The organism is Gracilinema caldarium DSM 7334, assembly GCF_000219725.1.
Taxonomy (GTDB): domain Bacteria; phylum Spirochaetota; class Spirochaetia; order Treponematales; family Breznakiellaceae; genus Gracilinema; species Gracilinema caldarium.
The window spans coordinates 2,110,339-2,126,540 of the sequence record NC_015732.1 but is presented as its reverse complement, the minus strand read 5'-3'; the positions used below and the strand labels follow the sequence as shown (position 1 = coordinate 2,126,540).

The 16,202-nt window shown below is 46.8% G+C and carries 14 protein-coding genes and 1 CRISPR repeat array (1 of these 15 running past the window's edge); of the genes, 13 read left to right on the top strand and 1 reads right to left on the bottom strand.

From position 1 onward, the window contains the following. Positions 1 to 671: a CRISPR direct-repeat array (repeat unit 33 nt; unit sequence GTCGCTCCCCGCTCGGGGGGCGTGGATTGAAAC) (it extends 442 nt beyond the left edge of the window). Between the two features lie 17 nt (positions 672 to 688). From tnpB to SPICA_RS09760, 4 genes are all read left to right on the top strand, one after another. Then, positions 689 to 967 carry an IS66 family insertion sequence element accessory protein TnpB gene (tnpB, locus tag SPICA_RS15305; protein ID WP_083819964.1) on the top strand — a complete coding sequence of 93 codons (279 nt, stop codon included), beginning with the start codon at positions 689 to 691 and terminating at the stop codon, positions 965 to 967. A gap of 42 nt (positions 968 to 1,009) precedes the next feature. After that, on the top strand, positions 1,010 to 1,189 hold the full coding sequence (locus SPICA_RS15740; RefSeq protein ID WP_237255848.1) for a hypothetical protein: 180 nt from the start codon (positions 1,010 to 1,012) through the stop codon (positions 1,187 to 1,189). Beyond that, positions 1,113 to 1,343, top strand: a complete 231-nt coding sequence (locus SPICA_RS15890) for an IS66 family transposase zinc-finger binding domain-containing protein (protein ID WP_417935147.1) — start codon at positions 1,113 to 1,115, stop codon at positions 1,341 to 1,343. The genes SPICA_RS15740 and SPICA_RS15890 overlap by 77 nt, the downstream gene beginning before the upstream one ends. A gap of 736 nt (positions 1,344 to 2,079) precedes the next feature. Further along, complete coding sequence (locus SPICA_RS09760; RefSeq protein ID WP_013969342.1) at positions 2,080 to 2,313, top strand: hypothetical protein; 234 nt, start codon at positions 2,080 to 2,082, stop codon at positions 2,311 to 2,313. A gap of 151 nt (positions 2,314 to 2,464) precedes the next feature. Here the strand turns inward: SPICA_RS09760 and SPICA_RS09755 are convergent, their stop codons facing one another. Next, positions 2,465 to 3,073 carry a hypothetical protein gene (locus SPICA_RS09755; protein ID WP_013969341.1) on the bottom strand — a complete coding sequence of 203 codons (609 nt, stop codon included), beginning with the start codon at positions 3,071 to 3,073 and terminating at the stop codon, positions 2,465 to 2,467. Between the two features lie 93 nt (positions 3,074 to 3,166). Between SPICA_RS09755 and SPICA_RS09750 the strand changes: the two genes are divergently transcribed. The 9 genes from SPICA_RS09750 (at position 3,167) to SPICA_RS09705 (ending at position 16,190) form a co-directional block, all read left to right on the top strand. Next, positions 3,167 to 3,934 carry an SIR2 family NAD-dependent protein deacylase gene (locus tag SPICA_RS09750; RefSeq protein ID WP_013969340.1) on the top strand — a complete coding sequence of 256 codons (768 nt, stop codon included), beginning with the start codon at positions 3,167 to 3,169 and terminating at the stop codon, positions 3,932 to 3,934. 67 nt (positions 3,935 to 4,001) lie between these two features. Next, complete coding sequence (locus SPICA_RS09745) at positions 4,002 to 4,277, top strand: hypothetical protein (protein WP_041396206.1); 276 nt, start codon at positions 4,002 to 4,004, stop codon at positions 4,275 to 4,277. After that, the gene (locus tag SPICA_RS15580) at positions 4,277 to 4,648 is read left to right on the top strand and encodes an ERCC4 domain-containing protein (protein ID WP_335328886.1); all 372 of its coding nucleotides are present in this window, start codon (positions 4,277 to 4,279) and stop codon (positions 4,646 to 4,648) included. Before SPICA_RS09745 ends, SPICA_RS15580 begins: the two co-directional genes overlap by 1 nt. A 460-nt stretch (positions 4,649 to 5,108) precedes the next feature. Continuing rightward, positions 5,109 to 5,813 (top strand): DUF2238 domain-containing protein, encoded by a 705-nt coding sequence (locus SPICA_RS09735; RefSeq protein WP_013969339.1) that lies wholly within the window; start codon positions 5,109 to 5,111, stop codon positions 5,811 to 5,813. Between the two features lie 142 nt (positions 5,814 to 5,955). Further along, complete coding sequence (locus SPICA_RS09730; protein ID WP_041396204.1) at positions 5,956 to 7,107, top strand: GntR family transcriptional regulator; 1,152 nt, start codon at positions 5,956 to 5,958, stop codon at positions 7,105 to 7,107. Beyond that, the gene (locus tag SPICA_RS09725; RefSeq protein ID WP_013969337.1) at positions 7,104 to 10,736 is read left to right on the top strand and encodes a glycoside hydrolase family 2 TIM barrel-domain containing protein; all 3,633 of its coding nucleotides are present in this window, start codon (positions 7,104 to 7,106) and stop codon (positions 10,734 to 10,736) included. Before SPICA_RS09730 ends, SPICA_RS09725 begins: the two co-directional genes overlap by 4 nt. A 528-nt stretch (positions 10,737 to 11,264) precedes the next feature. Beyond that, entirely contained in the window at positions 11,265 to 13,292 is a 2,028-nt protein-coding gene (locus SPICA_RS09715) for an acid phosphatase (RefSeq protein WP_013969335.1), read from the top strand. A gap of 189 nt (positions 13,293 to 13,481) precedes the next feature. Continuing rightward, on the top strand, positions 13,482 to 14,606 hold the full coding sequence (locus SPICA_RS09710) for a GntR family transcriptional regulator (RefSeq protein WP_013969334.1): 1,125 nt from the start codon (positions 13,482 to 13,484) through the stop codon (positions 14,604 to 14,606). Between the two features lie 252 nt (positions 14,607 to 14,858). Then, entirely contained in the window at positions 14,859 to 16,190 is a 1,332-nt protein-coding gene (locus SPICA_RS09705) for an ABC transporter substrate-binding protein (RefSeq protein WP_013969333.1), read from the top strand. The last annotated feature ends 12 nt before the right edge of the window (positions 16,191 to 16,202 follow it).

Sequence of the window (16,202 nt, the reverse complement as noted above, 5' to 3'; positions counted from 1 at the left end):
CTTTCAGCGCCTACTATGTAGGCGCTGAACCGTCGCTCCCCGCTCGGGGGGCGTGGATTGAAACATACACCTATGCTATGTCGTTGCGGTATAAAGGTTGTCGCTCCCCGCTCGGGGGGCGTGGATTGAAACAACAATTCCCTAGGTTTTACCTTATACTGTCTACATGTCGCTCCCCGCTCGGGGGGCGTGGATTGAAACTTCATACATCTTAACATTTATTATTAAGGTGTATAGTCGCTCCCCGCTCGGGGGGCGTGGATTGAAACCATACGGTACCGTCATACTCCGCCGATACTACCGGTCGCTCCCCGCTCGGGGGGCGTGGATTGAAACATAAACAAGATCAGCCGATATTACCTCAACTGTTCGTCGCTCCCCGCTCGGGGGGCGTGGATTGAAACCGTCAATAAGCCATAACACTCCTTCGTCGTTAATGTCGCTCCCCGCTCGGGGGGCGTGGATTGAAACATTTAAGACAATGAAGTCGTCCATATAACGTATGTCGCTCCCCGCTCGGGGGGCGTGGATTGAAACATCGGACCGGTCCTTGCATGCCGATAAAACTTTAGTCGCTCCCCGCTCGGGGGGCGTGGATTGAAACTTCTCAATCAATCAATCTATCAATGATTGATTGAGTCGCTCCCCGCTCGGGGGGCGTGGATTGAAACTCTGTAAGCTCAATTTCATTGGACTAGCGGCCCTGGTGCAACAACTGCGGCCGGAAGGCCCCTTCGACGGGAGCTACTATGTGTTCTGTGGGAAATCGAGGCGGGTACTGAAAATCCTTTATTGGGATTGTACGGGATTTTATCTATGGCAAAAACGACTTGAAAATGAACAGTTTCCCTGGCCTCGAAGTGGCGAAGAACTTGATGAAATCACTCGGCAGCATATCAGACTGTTACTCCAAGGAACTGATATCTGGAAAGTCCACAAAGCATTACCCTATCGTATTGCAGGATAAAAAGCATTAGACACAAATTCGTCGATATGCTAGACTGCGGTCATGGGAGTCGTAGCAGAATTACCCAATGATGTTGCAGCATTAAAGAACATCATTCGGGAACTTAATGCAAAATTCTTATGGACAGAAGAAAAGCTACGATCCCTTGTGCGTCGATCCTTTAGATCAAATAAAGAAAAGTATACTACTGATAGAAGAACTCCACGAACTTCCGGCAGCTGACCGGACCTGTCCCTGCTGTGGTAGTGAACGGCCAGAGATTGGTGAAGAGCGCAGCACTGAATACGACCTAATACCTGCCCATGTAGTGAAAATTGTCCATGTGAGAAAGAAATATGGCCCCTGTCGCTGTGAGGCCTTTGAAGCATCGAAATAAATAACCTATACAACCGAAGCCGAACGAGAAGCATTACTTCCTTATCATTTTAATCTTGCAAGCTATACTACACCATCAATGGGATGTAATTGACGATTACAATCAGACAAAAAAAGCCAGCGGCGTATTTCCGCTGGCATGCCAGCATTGGCTTGCCCGAAGACAAATCCGGGAGTCTACTGGCTACGGATGAGCCCACAGCTCATTCCGATTAAATAGTCGTCTAAAATTCCTCATGTGTCAATACTTCTTGCAAAATCGCACTTGAAATTTAATAGACAAGGCATCCTACCTGGCCTAAACAACGAGTTGGGCTAATTCAGCTTTATACTGAACGAGCAAATTGTCAAGAATCACTGGTTTCATGTGCAATGCTTCAGAGTGCACCTCGGGATAAGTTTCCCGTACTAGCTCTAGTGGTGTTCCCCCCTTGTAGTGATTGTAACGCTGATATTAGTACGTCTTTGCTCCTGGTGGAATCAGATGGTGTCGTGCTTGACCACACCGCTCCATCACATGGGTAAAAATCGTAACCTTGCGGTAGGCTTTATCCCATGCGCTCGTGCATCCTGAACCAGCTTTAACCGCAGTTCATACTGGTCTTCTTAAAAAATCCGTTGGATTTGCGTAGGCCAGGGGGTACCTTGTCTGTTTACATACCAAACACTCTGGTCTGGCAGCTTTCTTTGACAAATTGTTTAGTTGGTTTTATACTCCATAATAAAAGAGGTGCAATATGTTCCAGCCAGAACATTTAACCGAAGAAATTAATTTGCTCGAGGATGAACATGAAAAACGGTTTAATTTTCCTGCGAATCTCATGTTTGCTCCTGACGATCCTGTGCTGGTAGCAAAACGTCTTCGGCAAGCCCTTGCAGAAGGAGTCCCGTGGGATACAGATAAAGAGTGGTATGAATCTCTTCCCCAGTGGTTCCGAGAACAGTATGATAAAGGCGAAATACTTATATAAAATAAAAGCTAGTAGAGTTAACCATAAGCAGTGATATAGCCAATAGTTGAGCAGCATGATTCTGCCTATAATGATTGGCATTTAAAAAAGAAAAGGCCCTAGCAAAGCTGAAAACTATCTTGAAACTAACCGTTTGGTCTGCGCGAGATCCTCAGGCCCTGAAAATATTGTGCTCTGTATCCGGCTGTTTGGTTAGGATCGTTTTAACATGTGCTTGTCCTTTTTCGAGATCTTTTTGAGATACAAAAATAAATGATGGAGTTTTTTCTGGAAAAACAAAATTGTCTGTTGTTAATTCTAAGATTTCATCATAAACGTACTCGGAACAAATATACAGGCCCAGAGCATCCAGAACCAAAGTCAATTCCTTTATAGCGACAATAGTAGTTTGAATTTGCTGAACAACTTCATTTCCCAGGACTCCTCGTGCATAGGCAAGGAATATATCCCAACTATCATTAAAGTATACCAAATGATTCGTGTATAAAATCCCTATATATTGATGAATAACGAGTTCTATAGTTGCTTTACCCCATTCTACTTTTTTTAAAGAAATATACCCCTGATCAGTGTAGTATTTTCTAATAGATTTTGTTAAATCATCATTAATGATGTCTATGTCTATAATCCAGGATGGATACCTACATTTTGCATTACTGGTAAGTTCACAACCTGTTCTCATACTCAGGTTTTGTAGCCACCCATAGGGGTCACGTATCGGTTCCTTATGTACAAAAAAATACATACAGTCGGTAGCCATAGGTGTAGTATAGGTACATAGAATACGGCCTGTAAAGCTCTTTATAGACCCTCTCAGTTTTATAGGGTATAAAATATGTACAAAGAGGGTAGTATGGGGTTCACAAGAAATATGGATACCATTACTAAAGCGGCGGCTTTCATACAACAGGTCTATACTGATGGGGGGAATATCCTTGTGTTAACCGGGGCTGGTATATCCACTGAAAGTGGTATCCCTGATTTTCGAAGTCCGGGCACAGGATTATGGGAAAGGATGAACCCCATGGAGGTTTTATCTCTTCCGGTGCTGGAGGCGCATCCTCAGCAGTTTTATAAAACAGGCTTTCGTCTGCTCATGGAAATGCGCTCAGCAGAACCTAATCAGGCCCACCTCATATTAGCAAAAATGGAGGAGGAAGGGTACATTCAGGGAATCATTACCCAGAATATTGATAACCTGCACCATAAAGCTGGCTCCAAACAGGTTTGGGAAGTCCATGGTAACACTCGAGATGCCAACTGCATCCGCTGTGGTCGCGTTTTCCCTATAGAAGAGCTTGAATCTTGCCTTGCAGAAGGTACAATACCACCCCGCTGTAAAAAATGTGGAGGTATCATTCGGCCCTCAGTAGTGCTTTTTGGAGATCCCATGCCTAGGGTCTATCAGGAAGCCATGACAGCGGTAAAAAAGGCGGAGCTCCTCATTATAGTAGGGTCATCTCTCTCGGTATATCCTGTAGCCTATCTCCCAGAGTTGGCGAAACAATGTATCATCATCAATCTGACACCCACTGAATTTGATGTTCGGGCCAAACTCGTTATTCATGAAAAGGCTAGTACCGCCCTCTTGGGCATTTATGAGATGATTAAAAATAGTTAGTAGATAGGGCTGACTGCGTTTTATACCTACCCTTGCCAAAACCTTCCATCTCAGTAACAATGATCCCATGGGATTCGTGTGGGTTGTTCAGGCGACAGGGAATCCCCGCTTTCCGGTGCGTATTACCATTGAACAGGATGGAAAGGTGCTCTTCGCGGTCCGGGCCCAGGATGCCTGGCCTGGTCAGCGGGGGAATGTGTTTTGTATCCGCGATGGAACAACGGTGGATGAATTGGACCTCTTTACCACCATCGATCGGGTACCGGTCATCAATTTTAATCAGTTCGGGAAAAGCCTGCGGATTACCCTGGACCGGCCCTTAAAAAACGTTGTGAGTTTTTAATCCTGGATAAACCCTATAAAAATAAATACGGCAGTTACGAACAAATCTTTTTTAAAACCCAAACCGCCCAACGGGAACATAAGTCCCGTTCCCGGCTCTCCCTGCACCCGACCAAGACTCCCTTTTCGGTGGTGGAACGAAAGACCTTTCAGAACTTGCTTACTGATTTTTCCCGTATTGCTATGCTCCACCAGGTTCTGCGGGACCTGGAAAGTCTGCCCCATCCGGCCCTGGTAATCGAGGCTGATTATGGCGATTTTCTTAACCCGGAAAAGCTCGAACATTCCTATAAGTCCAGTTACTGTTACCGTCTTCTGGCGGAACTGCAGGCTATGCACCCAAAACTTCCCATCATCTTTGCCCGAACCTGAAAGGAAGCTAACCTCTGGACCTACGGTTTTTTCCGGGCAGTTTATCAAAAGTTTGTTCAGGAAGAGGCGAACGAAAGGGTAGAGCTTGCCGCAGAGCCGGTGGCGCCCTATGTGGCGGATCTCCGGCTGGAACAGCGAATCCTGGAGCTCCTGCGGGGTAGTGGTACGACCTCGGAGGCTGTCAATAATCCTGAGGCCCAGTAGAAAGGCGCAGGTTTTACTGACATCCGGGATACCCTGGGTGATGTGGACGATGCGCATCTTAAGCGGGCTCTCCAGAGCCTGCGCAAACGAGGCCTGGTACAAGCCGCGGGGCGAGGCACAGCACGGCGCTGGTTTTCATCAACCTGTAGTAGCAAAAAAGAAACATAAGACGAATCCTGGCTGCCCCATATAAAAAATCGCCGTAACAATTTCTTGACCGATTGCATTGAAAGTGCTTTGTCAATAGTATACTCATATGAAAACAGAGCGGCTTACTAAAATCATAACATTGATAGTCTTTAGTTCTCTTGTTGTTTCATCAATTTATGTAATCGTTCGGATGATTGTAACCGCTATTGGCGGCTCTTTCCCTGAAGATCGTCCAGAAAGTGATTATGTATTGATGTTGCTGCAATGCCTGCTGGGTATTTTTATGATGTTACTGCCAGGTATTTTAGCACATCGAGTTAGCATTAAAGTGCCCCATTTTATGCATATCGCGTTTATTATATTTTTGTATTGTGCAATTTATCTTGGCGAAGTGAGGGATTTTTATAATACCGTACCTAATTGGGACACCATATTACATACCTTTAGTGGCTTTATGCTTGGCGCTCTCGGCTTTTCCTTTGTGGTAATACTGAATAATTCAGATCGGGTACCGGTTAACCTCAGCCCCTTATTTGTTGCTCTCTTTGCTTTCTGTTTTGCGTTGAGTCTCGGTGTGTTCTGGGAACTCTATGAATACCTTTTCGATGGCCTTTTAAACTTGAATATGCAAAAGACAAGACTTCCGAATGGAACCTTGCTCATTGGTCATGCCGCATTGACCGATACCATGAAAGACCTTTTTGTTGATGCCATCGGCGCTTTTGTTATTGCTAGTATCGGATTTATTTCTCTGAAATATCAAAAGGGTTGGATCGAAAAAATGCAGATACACTTACAGCGGAAAGCCTAAGGCAGAGCATAGTTATTTACCCTTTTGATGGAGATGTATTAGTACTTGACAACATGTAGTACATGCAATAATACTTGTATTACAAGAAGTATAGTATAATGTAAAAGTTGCAATTTATGATGCCATGGTGATAGGGGGATTTGTGTCCAAGGCTGATGAGATTTATCTATGGCTTAAAGAACAATTTGCAAGGGATGCAATTTCGATTGGGGATCGTCTGCCCTCAGAACCGGAACTGGCCAGGCAATTTTCTACTTCCCGGCCACTGGTTCGACAGGCTTTGGCCCGGCTTGTACATGAAAGTCTGGTGGAAACCCGGCAGGGCAAAGGTTCATACCGCAGTGCCAGACTCAGCGACCATACTGAGGCTGTAAGTTCAGATATTGCAGTAGTTTTACCAAATCTATCCGATTATATATATCCTGAACTTGTTGAAGCCGCTGGAACCGCGATTCGAAAAGGGGGCTTTCAGGCCCTTTTTGCCTGTTCAGAAGGCTCAGCAGAAGTTGAATCAGAAATTCTTACTCAGTTTTTTACGCGAAACATAGGAGGACTCATCATTTCTCCTATCTGTCCTGGCCCCAACCAGATCCTTCCGAATCTGGCTTTGTTGCATCATATTAAAACCGCAGGTGTCCCGATCCTACTCTTAGATCATGAAGCTAGTGGGTTTTCGAGTCTTTTCCTAGATGATTACGAAGCGGGACGCCAGGCGGCCCGTTACCTCTATGAGCGGGGTCATCGACACTGTACCGTCTGTTGGAGGGAGGGGCACCGCCCCTTTTATTTTCGAGCTCAAGGCTATATTGATGAACTTAAGCATCTCAATAATCCTCGGGATCCAGTTTATATTGATGAACTCCTCCTCCCCAATGGACCTGAGGCTGGCTGGTACAAGCTCATGCGGGAATATGTACTGCAGAGACAGGGCAGTACATATCATGCTGCAACTAGGGGGCAGCTTAATAAATCCCAGAGTCAGCTACCACTCGCTGTCTTCTGTGCTAATGATACGATGGCCCTGGCGCTCCGACGTATCGCCCTGGAGCTTGGTTTGCAAATTCCTCAGGATCTTTCCCTTATCGGTTTTGATGATTCTCCCCTGGTTAGGCTCAGAGAAATAGATCTTACCAGTTTCCGCTACCCCTCCCGGTATCTGGGAGAACGGGCGGTTGACCTGCTTTTTGACCAGATTACAAACCGGACCTTTGGTCCCTGCTATACTATTAAAATTATGCCTCCCCTTATCGAACGTAGTTCAGTATGGAGTGAGCTAATGAAGGAGCCATTATGAATAAGCCCTGGGAACAGCCTGAATTGATCAGCCAAAACCGTCTCCCCATGCGAAGCCCCTTATTTCCCTTCCCTTCCGAAGAAGCGGCTCAACTTGATGCCCGACTGGGACCCCGGGGAAGGGCAGAAAGCCCCTCGCTCCTACCTGGAAATACCCCCTGGGTCCTCAGCCTCGATGGTACCTGGTCTTTTTATCTTGCCCCAAATCCCGACTCCGCCCTGACACTCCTGCAACAGGCTGGATTCAGCACTGCTCTGTTGCGTGGTGCTGATGGTCCAGCCGCTGAAAAGCCCATGGCAGGTGAGACCATTTCCTGGACCACTATCCAAGTCCCCGGGACCTGGTCCTGCCAGGGTTTTGATAAGCCCCACTATACCAATGTCCTTATGCCCTTTGACGCCATACCCCCTGAAGCTCCCCGGGAAAATCCTACGGGCATCTATCAAAGGACCTTTGCGGTGCCCGCAGACTGGCAGGGGAGGCGGGTGGTCCTGCATGTGGGCAGTGCGGAAAGTTTCCTCGCCGTTTTTGTAAATGGAAGCGAAGTTGGTTTTTCCAAGGATTCCCGCCTCCCTGCGGAATTCGACCTTACGGGCTTTTTACAGCCGGGGGAAAACACCCTGACCCTGATGGTGGTCCGCTATTCCGACTCAAGCTACATCGAGGACCAGGACCAGTGGTGGCTCGGAGGCCTTCACCGGCGGGTCTATCTCTATAGTACCGCCATGGCCTATATTCAGGATATGGATGTCCGTCCCATCCTGCCTCATGCGGAACCGGTTTCCCGGGGGGTGGCTGTTTATACACCAAAACCGCAGGTTACGCCGTCCGAGGATTCCCAGGCAAACAGTTTCCGGGCTGAAAGCCCCCAAGCTGACCGTCCCCAGGCTGAAAGTCCCCGTATCGAGGTGACCGTAAAGCTCGCCTTTGCTCACAAGGATCACAAGGAAAAGAATGCTGCTGAAGAGGGCGGGGCTGGGAAGGGCTACCGCATCCAGCTCAGGCTCTATGATCCCCAGGGAAAGGCTCTGGAACTGCCTGAGCCCTTCATCAATATGGAACTGATTCCCGACTATCGGTCCAACCGTTATGAGTGTACCGCCGCTCTGCCGGTTCCGGCGCCGGAACTCTGGTCCGCCGAGACCCCCCGGCTCTATACCCTTACGGCGTCGCTCCTGGACAGCGGTGGCCAGCTTATCGAAGCGACGGGGCTCAGGCTTGGCTGGCGCAGTGTGGAAATTCGGGACCGTCAGCTTTTGGTGAACGGCAGGCGGGTTTTCTTTAAGGGGGTGAACCGGCATGAGCATGATGAACGGACCGGCAAAACCATCAGTCTCGAATCGATGCTCGAGGATATCAGGCTCATGAAACAGCATAACATCAATGCGGTGCGGACGAGCCACTACCCCAATGATGAGGTTTGGTACGAACTGTGCGACGAGTTTGGCCTCTATGTTATTGATGAGGCGAACATCGAGAGTCATGGATATTACGATAGTCTCTGCCGGGACCGGCGCTGGCTTTTAGCCTTTACCGACCGGGTAAGCCGTATGGCAATCCGGGACAAGAATCATCCTTCGGTGATTATCTGGTCCCTGGGGAATGAGTCCGGTTATGGGTCGAACCATGATGCAGCGGCGGGCTGGCTCCGCTCCTTTGATCCCCATAGGCCCCTGCATTACGAGGGGGCCTGCCGGCCCGATTGGACCCAGGGGCCCCATCCCCTTGATACCGCAGGCCGGGGAACCCTTGCGACGGACATCGTCAGCGCCATGTATCCGACCATTTCCTGGCTTGCCGAATGGGATCGCAGTACCACCGATTACCGGCCCAACATTATGTGTGAATTTTCCCACGCCATGGGAAACTCGAACGGTAGCCTCTCCGATTATTGGAATGTCATTTTGCAGAGTCGGGGACTCCAGGGGGGCTTTATCTGGGAATGGGTGGACCACGGCTTGTTGGTCGGCCCGGGGGGTGCCAATACCCCCGCCAATCAGGTGCCGCCGGGACCCAACGCGGGGCCGGTCCATGGCGAGGCCGGGCATGGTAAGGCCTGGCGTTACGGGGGCGATTTTGGGGACAGGCCGTCGGACCTCGATTTTATTGCCGATGGGCTGGTGTTCCCGGACCGGACGCTCAAGCCCGTTATGGCCGAAGTTGCCTATCTCTGGCGGTCGGTGAAGGTCTATCGGACCCTGCCGGCCTGGTATCATACCAGGACCATCCGGGATGGCAGTTCACCCCAGGTGCCTGCCGCGCCAGGATTGGGCAGGCTGTTTATTGAAAACGCCCATGATTTCATCGACCTGTCATATCTGGAATTGCACTGGTCCCTGGTGAGCGGCGACCCGGGCCTCGAGGACCCGGTATTGCTCCGGGGTACCCAGGCTTTGCCGGCGGTGAAGCCCGGCGAAATTGTGGCCCTGCAGATAGCACTGCCAGAGCCGCTCTCCGAAGCGGGTAAGGCTCTCCGGGATGCTATGGCCAGGGCCGAAACGGTTCTGCACTGCGACTTTGTGCTGAAATCGGCCACAACGTGGGCTCAGGCGGGCCATGTGGTAAGCCGGGAAAGCCTTATTGTAAGCCCCGCTAGCGGTTGCTTTGCCGGCAATTCGACCGCTGGCGGTGTCGAAGGGGGCCGTATCAGCGGCGCTTCGCCGTTCCCGGTAAGCTCTGGCGGCATCACCGGCGATGCCGCCGCCCTGCAGGCCCGGCCTCGCGGGACCGCTCTGGATAGGACCACAGGGGGCGGGCAGTTCAGGGCTGGTTTCACCAAAGAGGGGTTCCTTGCGTCCCTTACCGATGCACATGGCCGGGAATATATAAAACAGCCTCTGGTGCCCCACCTGTACCGGGTGCCTACCCAGAACGACGGCCTTAAAAACTTTATGAAACTGCGGGGAAAAAAGGACTTTGCCTTTTATTATGAAAACAAGGTGATGTACCGCTGGCTCGATGCGGGGCTTTCAGAACTCCGCTTCGAAGCCCTGAGCCAGGATGCTGACCGGGGGCTTTACATTTGCAAAGTAATGACTGCCAGTGGGCTCGATGCGGGCCGCTATATCACCCAATGGGTACAGGAAGACGATAGGCTGCTCCGGGGCCGATTCACCTTTGACTTGAATCCAGAACTCGGCGAACTCGGCCGGGTAGGCTTGCAAGGGGCCCTAGAACCGCTGACATGGTCCCCATCCAGTCCAGCGGTGGAATGGTTCGGTCTCGGCCCCCAGGAAGCTTACGCTGACCGGAAAGCCGGTGCCCACCTGGGCCGGTGGCGGGCCTCTCTGGCGGACCTGGTTACCCCCTATATGCTTCCCCAGGAAAATGGGAACCGGCATGGTACTCGCTGGCTCAGGCTTAAAGGCAAGCAGGGCGAAGACCTTTGTATTGCCGGTACTGCCCCCTTTGATTTTTCAGTAAGCCCCTATTCGGACCAGGAACTTTGGGAAGCCCGTCACTGGGATGCACTGCCGGAATTCAGCGTCGCCTGTGGCCGAGGCCTCTATCTGAATCTGGACCTCGCCCAGCGCGGTGTGGGAACCGCAACCTGCGGCCCCGATACTTTAGACCAGTACCGGGTGTATCCGGCTTTGTATCAGGGAGAGTTCTGGTTTATGCTGGAATAGTCTTGAACCTTGTTTCCTGGGTGATCTCCTAGAAATAACCAGGTTGGAACCACCCAGGAAACAATGAAAGCCTACTCTTGTATGAGGATCTGTAGTACTATCTTCTGTCTTTTCTTTGGTTTTGTAGTAGTAACTTACTCAATTTATTCCCAGTAGTTAATATTGCTTCGGCATTGATACTACGAGCATGTCAGCACTTTCAAGAATCTGTTTCTTCCAAAGAAAGCATCTTATAGTCGGATACTCTTCTTTTTTAACCAGTATTTCGGGCTCATTATAGTTATCTCGTTGATAAGCTCTCAACCTGCATAACCAAATCAAAATAAGAAGTATTACTTCCCTATTTCTTGGATCATGCAAGGTTATGCCATCGACAAGATATAATTTAAGGTTATGCAACATTTGATAATATCTCACTTAATTTTAATTAATACCTAATACATGCTAAGTACTATAATATAGCATTTCTTAATTATTTTTTTTTTAGAATTCTTTAAAAACTAATAGGCTCGTAAAAGGAGTAGGGTCATGTTAAATAAGCAATGTATACAGAGGATAATTGGTGTAATAATTAGTACTGGTCTGATGTTTTTATTAAGTACCTGTATAAGTACGTACAAACTGCAAAATGAAATCACTTCCTCTAGTAATGTTATTCCTTCTATAACCTCATCAAACAATTTTCGTTCTGAATTTACTGTCCCACCTGAGCCCGTAGGCGTCGGTTATGAAGATTCCGTCCCTATACCAGAGGGAATACCTGCATATGTAGATTATGGAGCCACTAATCAAAGAGGCTTAGCATCTATGGCAACTCTAGAGACTAATGCTGGAGTCAGGGTCCTTGCGGGTATGCTTTCTATCTGGGCACCGCGACCAGCAGCAGACGGTAAGGTTTATGTGGATGCGGGAGTTACTACAAATGCCGAAGGGCCTTTCACTGCAATTACCCCCTCAGTTTGGAGTGGTATTCCTGGGGACTCAACTGATGGTACAATTTTAGATAGAGCAATACACGATGCCAATATCGCTTATGTTGAGAAAATTACGTTAGCCCGTACTGCAGAACAAGAGCTTGCCGCTTACCTTGATGATAGGCGAGGCAAAAGTATCAGTATATCTGATGCTTTAGGACCACTCGCAAAGGTTTGGCTTGAAGGAACACGGCAGTGGACGACAATTACAGGGATTCCTTCAGATGCAAAGAGTGTTAAATATGATGATAAAGGTGTAAATCGCGGGATAAGCTCCGATAAGGGCAATACAGATCTTGGTAAGGCAGTAGATCTTTTAAACATTAATAGTGTAGATGCCTCAACAGAGCCGGCTAAGCGCTACTATAAATATGCAAGGCCTTATAGATGGAGTAAAAAGGTAATAGTTGCTCCCTCCCTTGTGCCTGCTCAAAGTTCTTCCCCCTCCACTGATGGTGGCTTCCCAAGTGGTCATGTTGCTGAAGCTTGGCGCGATGCCCTGACTGTTGCATGGCTTATTCCGCAGCGATTTCAAGAAATGGTAACTCGTGCTTATGTAATGGGTGAGAATAGAATGCTTGCAGGGGTTCACTCTCCCCTGGATGTGATAGGCGGTCGAATCTTAGCACTTGCTCAAGTAGCTTACAACATGAATAAAAGCGAGAATATGGCTTTAGCTGCTGAAGCCTATATGCAAACTCAAAAATGGCTTATGACAAAGGTAGGGGCTTCAAATTTTAATCAGTTGTATGAGTATGCCCATACCACGGATTTATCTAAGGATCCTTATGCAGATCGTAGGCTAAATAAAATTACCTGTGAACGGCTTTTTGCACCAGGTTTTACTAGAATAAATATCTTACAGAAAGCGGCTACGGTACCGAAAGGTGCTGAAGTATTACTTTCAACACGGTTTCCTTACCTTACTGATACTCAGAGAAGGGCTGTACTTAAATCAACTGCTTATCCTGCAGGTTATCCTATTATGGATGATACGGAAGGGTGGGGAAGGATAAATCTTTTTTCTGCAGCCGATGGATACGGAGCTTTCGATGGGGATGTTGATGTAACAATGAATGCCTCCCTTGGTGGATTTAATTCCAAAGATTCTTGGCGTAACAATATCACCGGTAAGGGTAAGTTAACAAAACGGGGGACTGGAATTCTGGAACTCTGGGGAACTAACAGCTATACAGGGGGGACTGTCGTTATCGATGGTGTTCTGCGTGTATGCAACCAAAAAGCTTTAGGTTCTGGGGATGTATTTTTGAAAGGAGGAACGATCGAAGGTACTTCTTTTTCAGAAGTAGAGATATTGGGCTCCTATGTCCAAACGGGGGGTGTTTTGAAAATTAATCTTGATGATCATGGTAATGGCCAATTTCTTGTTAAAGGAACTGTTTTCATAACGAATGGAAAACTCAGTATAAAGTTCACAGGCAAGGCACCTGCTCAAGGTACTCTACTCAACGTGATTATTACGGATAACTTGCTTGGTCATTTTGATGAAGCGGTTGTAGAGGGGTATCCTCGAAGCCGCGTTCTCTATACCTCCAAAGGGCTAAGCATACTAGTAGAGTAATTAATAATGAAAGTTGCATGTTGTCATCTTCATACTGTTCTGAAATGTGTGACAACTATTCTAGGATAAAGTCGATATCCCATCTATGCAGTAGGTTCAATGATACGAAATGTAAGTTTTCTTGACAGGCTGTTATGAATGATATACCATTATATATCAACAAGGAATAAATTAATAGGTGTCATATATATGGATCAAACATTATGGCCTTTGTACCAAAAAATTTACAATCAACTAGTTAACGATATAAAATCTGGAAAATATCTCCCTGGAGCAAGGTTACCATCGGAAAAAGAGCTGTCTGATCAATATGGAGTGAGCAGAATAACCAGTAAAAAAGCGTTAGAAAAGTTAGAGGATGCGGGGCTTATAGAACGGGTGGCTGGCAAGGGATCTTTTGTCAGGAATGTAGAATTATCTGATAAAAAATCTTCCAGTTCATCTTTGAGTACGGATTCTTTGATAGGAGTTATTTTAGCTGACTTTGCAGATTCTTTTGGAACCAGATTACTGTATTGGATTGAAAGCCGTTGTCGAGAGTTAGGATATTCAATTGTTTTACGTAGATCTCAGGATGATAAGAGTCTAGAAGAGCAATCGATCCAAGAATTGCTGCGTTTAGGGGTTAAGGGCATTATAATTATGCCAGTGCATGGAGAATTTTATAGCGAAACTATACTTCGTTTGATTTTGGATAAATTTCCGCTTGTTTTTGTGGATCGACAACTAGAAGGTCTTGAAGCTTCGTTTGTAGGGACCGATTGCGTGGCTGCCGCACAACGGGGTGTAGATTACCTCTTTGAATTAGGGCACCGTTCTATTTCATTTATATCACCTAAAAGTACTCATACATCCACAATCGAAGCGCGGTTAGATGGCTTTGTTCGGAGTCATGCAGAACATGGAATTGCGATCGATAGAGATATTTTAATGACCGATTTGGAAATGATTGTGAGTCTAGATTATGTAAAAATAAAGCATGAGAAAGATATCCTCCGAGTCCAAGAATTCTTATCTTCCCATAAAGAAATTAGTGCAGTGGTTGCCGACGAATTTAATGTTGCATTGGTAGTTCATGAAGCTGCGCGAAGAATTGGGCTGGACGTCCCCGGGGATCTTTCGATTCTTTGTTTCGATTATCCCTATTTTTCGCCAGGACCAATTTTATATACCCATATTCGGCAATACGAAGATAGGATGGGTTCTATCGCTGCGGAGATGATTGTAAAAAAGATTAACGAAAATGGACCAGTAGAAAAAATACTTCTTCCCTTTGATCTGGTATATGGGCTTTCAACTGCTAGTATAACATGATATAATATGTATTATTAAATATTATTTAATTGACAGATGATATGACATGTGATAATATGTAGCTACGGTTGATGATGTAATATATACATGCCTGTGATTTCCAATTCATTCGCCGTCTGAATACTATTACACGGGAGTTTCCTGGGCTAAGTATTCAGATTTTTTGTTCCCCTCCAAATTTTTAATTAAATGGTGATCCCTGACACTTAAAAATTAAAAATCCGAGGGGAACAGAACAAATAGGAGGAAAGGATGAAAAGAATCATTTCTATCGTCATGGTACTCATTGTTGGCGGAGCACTGGTATTTGCCAGTGGTCAAAAGGAAACTGGGGACGGAACACAATCTACAAAGCCCGAAAAGATTGTATATTGGACTTCTATGACCCCGCCAGAATCAATAGTTTTAAAAGAGATGGTAGATACCTATAATAAAACTCATTCTGGTGTGATTGTTGAATTTGTTCAGGTCCCTGGTTCTGAAACAGATATCTCAAAATTAATGACCGCAGTTCGGGGTGGCACTGGACCGGATGTGTATCAGCTTGATAGATTCACCGTAGCACAGCGGGCAGCGGCAGGGGTTCTAGAAGATCTTACGGCGATGGTACAGAAAAATGATGCTAATCTTTCTTCCAAGTATCTTCCTTTTGCGTGGGCCGAAACTCAGTACAAAGGTCGTACCTATGCCCTCCCCTTTGATACGGATGCCAGGGTCTTATATTATAATAAAGACATGATCAAAGCAGCAGGCTTTGATCCAGAAATATTTAATCCAAAGAATGGCCCCCTCACTATAGATCAAATTAAGCAGATTGCTCAGAAGATTGATAAGACCGACGCGAACGGAAACTATACCCAGGTTGGGTTTATTCCCTACGATACTACTTATTCGCAGGGGTGGCATTATACCTGGGGGTTTGTGTTTGGCGGCAAATTTGCTGATCTTAATGCCATGAAAGTTACCCCCACCAATCCTGGTGTGGTAAAGGCTTTTCAGTTTATGAAAGACTGGGCAGCTATGATGGGACCACAGAAAGTTCAGACGTTTATTAGTACCTATGCTCCTCCAAATCCTCCACCGGAACAGCATCCCTTTTTAATCGGTAAAGTTTCGATGATGGTTTCTGGCGATTGGGTATTGAATTCAATTAAGCAATATGCTCCTAACTTGAATTATGGTGTTACCTATATACCTATTCCAGAAAAAGGTGCGTCTCCTCAAACATGGTCAGGTGGTTGGTCGTTTGTAATTCCTAAGGGGTCAAAACATGTGGCGGCGGCTTATGATTTTATTTCCTGGATGGCAGGTCCCGAAGGTCAGAAGATGTATATAATTGGTACTTCTCACATGCCTACATATAAGGCTCTGGTAGATGATGATGCGCTTTACGAGGGTGATCATAAATTCTTTAAACAGCTTTTAACGAATTCTAATAGCCGGCCACCCCTCCCTGTAGGAGGATTGTATTGGGATGCCTTGACTCAAGCACAGAACGCGGTAACCTTGAAGCAAGCGGATCCAGTACAAGTTTTACAACAAGCCTATGATACAGTACAGCCCCAGTTGGATCAGGTAAAATAAAAATAAAAAAGG

What these genes read in the sequence shown, in the direction of transcription:
- SPICA_RS09705 (WP_013969333.1), top strand. Translation starts at nt 14,859, where the DNA reads ATGAAAAGAATCATTTCTATCGTCATGGTACTCATTGTTGGCGGAGCA.
- SPICA_RS09710 (WP_013969334.1), top strand. Translation starts at nt 13,482, where the DNA reads ATGGATCAAACATTATGGCCTTTGTACCAAAAAATTTACAATCAACTA.
- SPICA_RS09760 (WP_013969342.1), top strand. Translation starts at nt 2,080, where the DNA reads ATGTTCCAGCCAGAACATTTAACCGAAGAAATTAATTTGCTCGAGGAT.
- SPICA_RS09735 (WP_013969339.1), top strand. Translation starts at nt 5,109, where the DNA reads ATGAAAACAGAGCGGCTTACTAAAATCATAACATTGATAGTCTTTAGT.
- SPICA_RS09755 (WP_013969341.1), bottom strand. Translation starts at nt 3,073, where the DNA reads ATGGCTACCGACTGTATGTATTTTTTTGTACATAAGGAACCGATACGT.
- SPICA_RS09715 (WP_013969335.1), top strand. Translation starts at nt 11,265, where the DNA reads ATGTTAAATAAGCAATGTATACAGAGGATAATTGGTGTAATAATTAGT.
- SPICA_RS09725 (WP_013969337.1), top strand. Translation starts at nt 7,104, where the DNA reads ATGAATAAGCCCTGGGAACAGCCTGAATTGATCAGCCAAAACCGTCTC.
- SPICA_RS15740 (WP_237255848.1), top strand. Translation starts at nt 1,010, where the DNA reads ATGGGAGTCGTAGCAGAATTACCCAATGATGTTGCAGCATTAAAGAAC.
- SPICA_RS09745 (WP_041396206.1), top strand. Translation starts at nt 4,002, where the DNA reads ATGGGATTCGTGTGGGTTGTTCAGGCGACAGGGAATCCCCGCTTTCCG.
- SPICA_RS09750 (WP_013969340.1), top strand. Translation starts at nt 3,167, where the DNA reads ATGGGGTTCACAAGAAATATGGATACCATTACTAAAGCGGCGGCTTTC.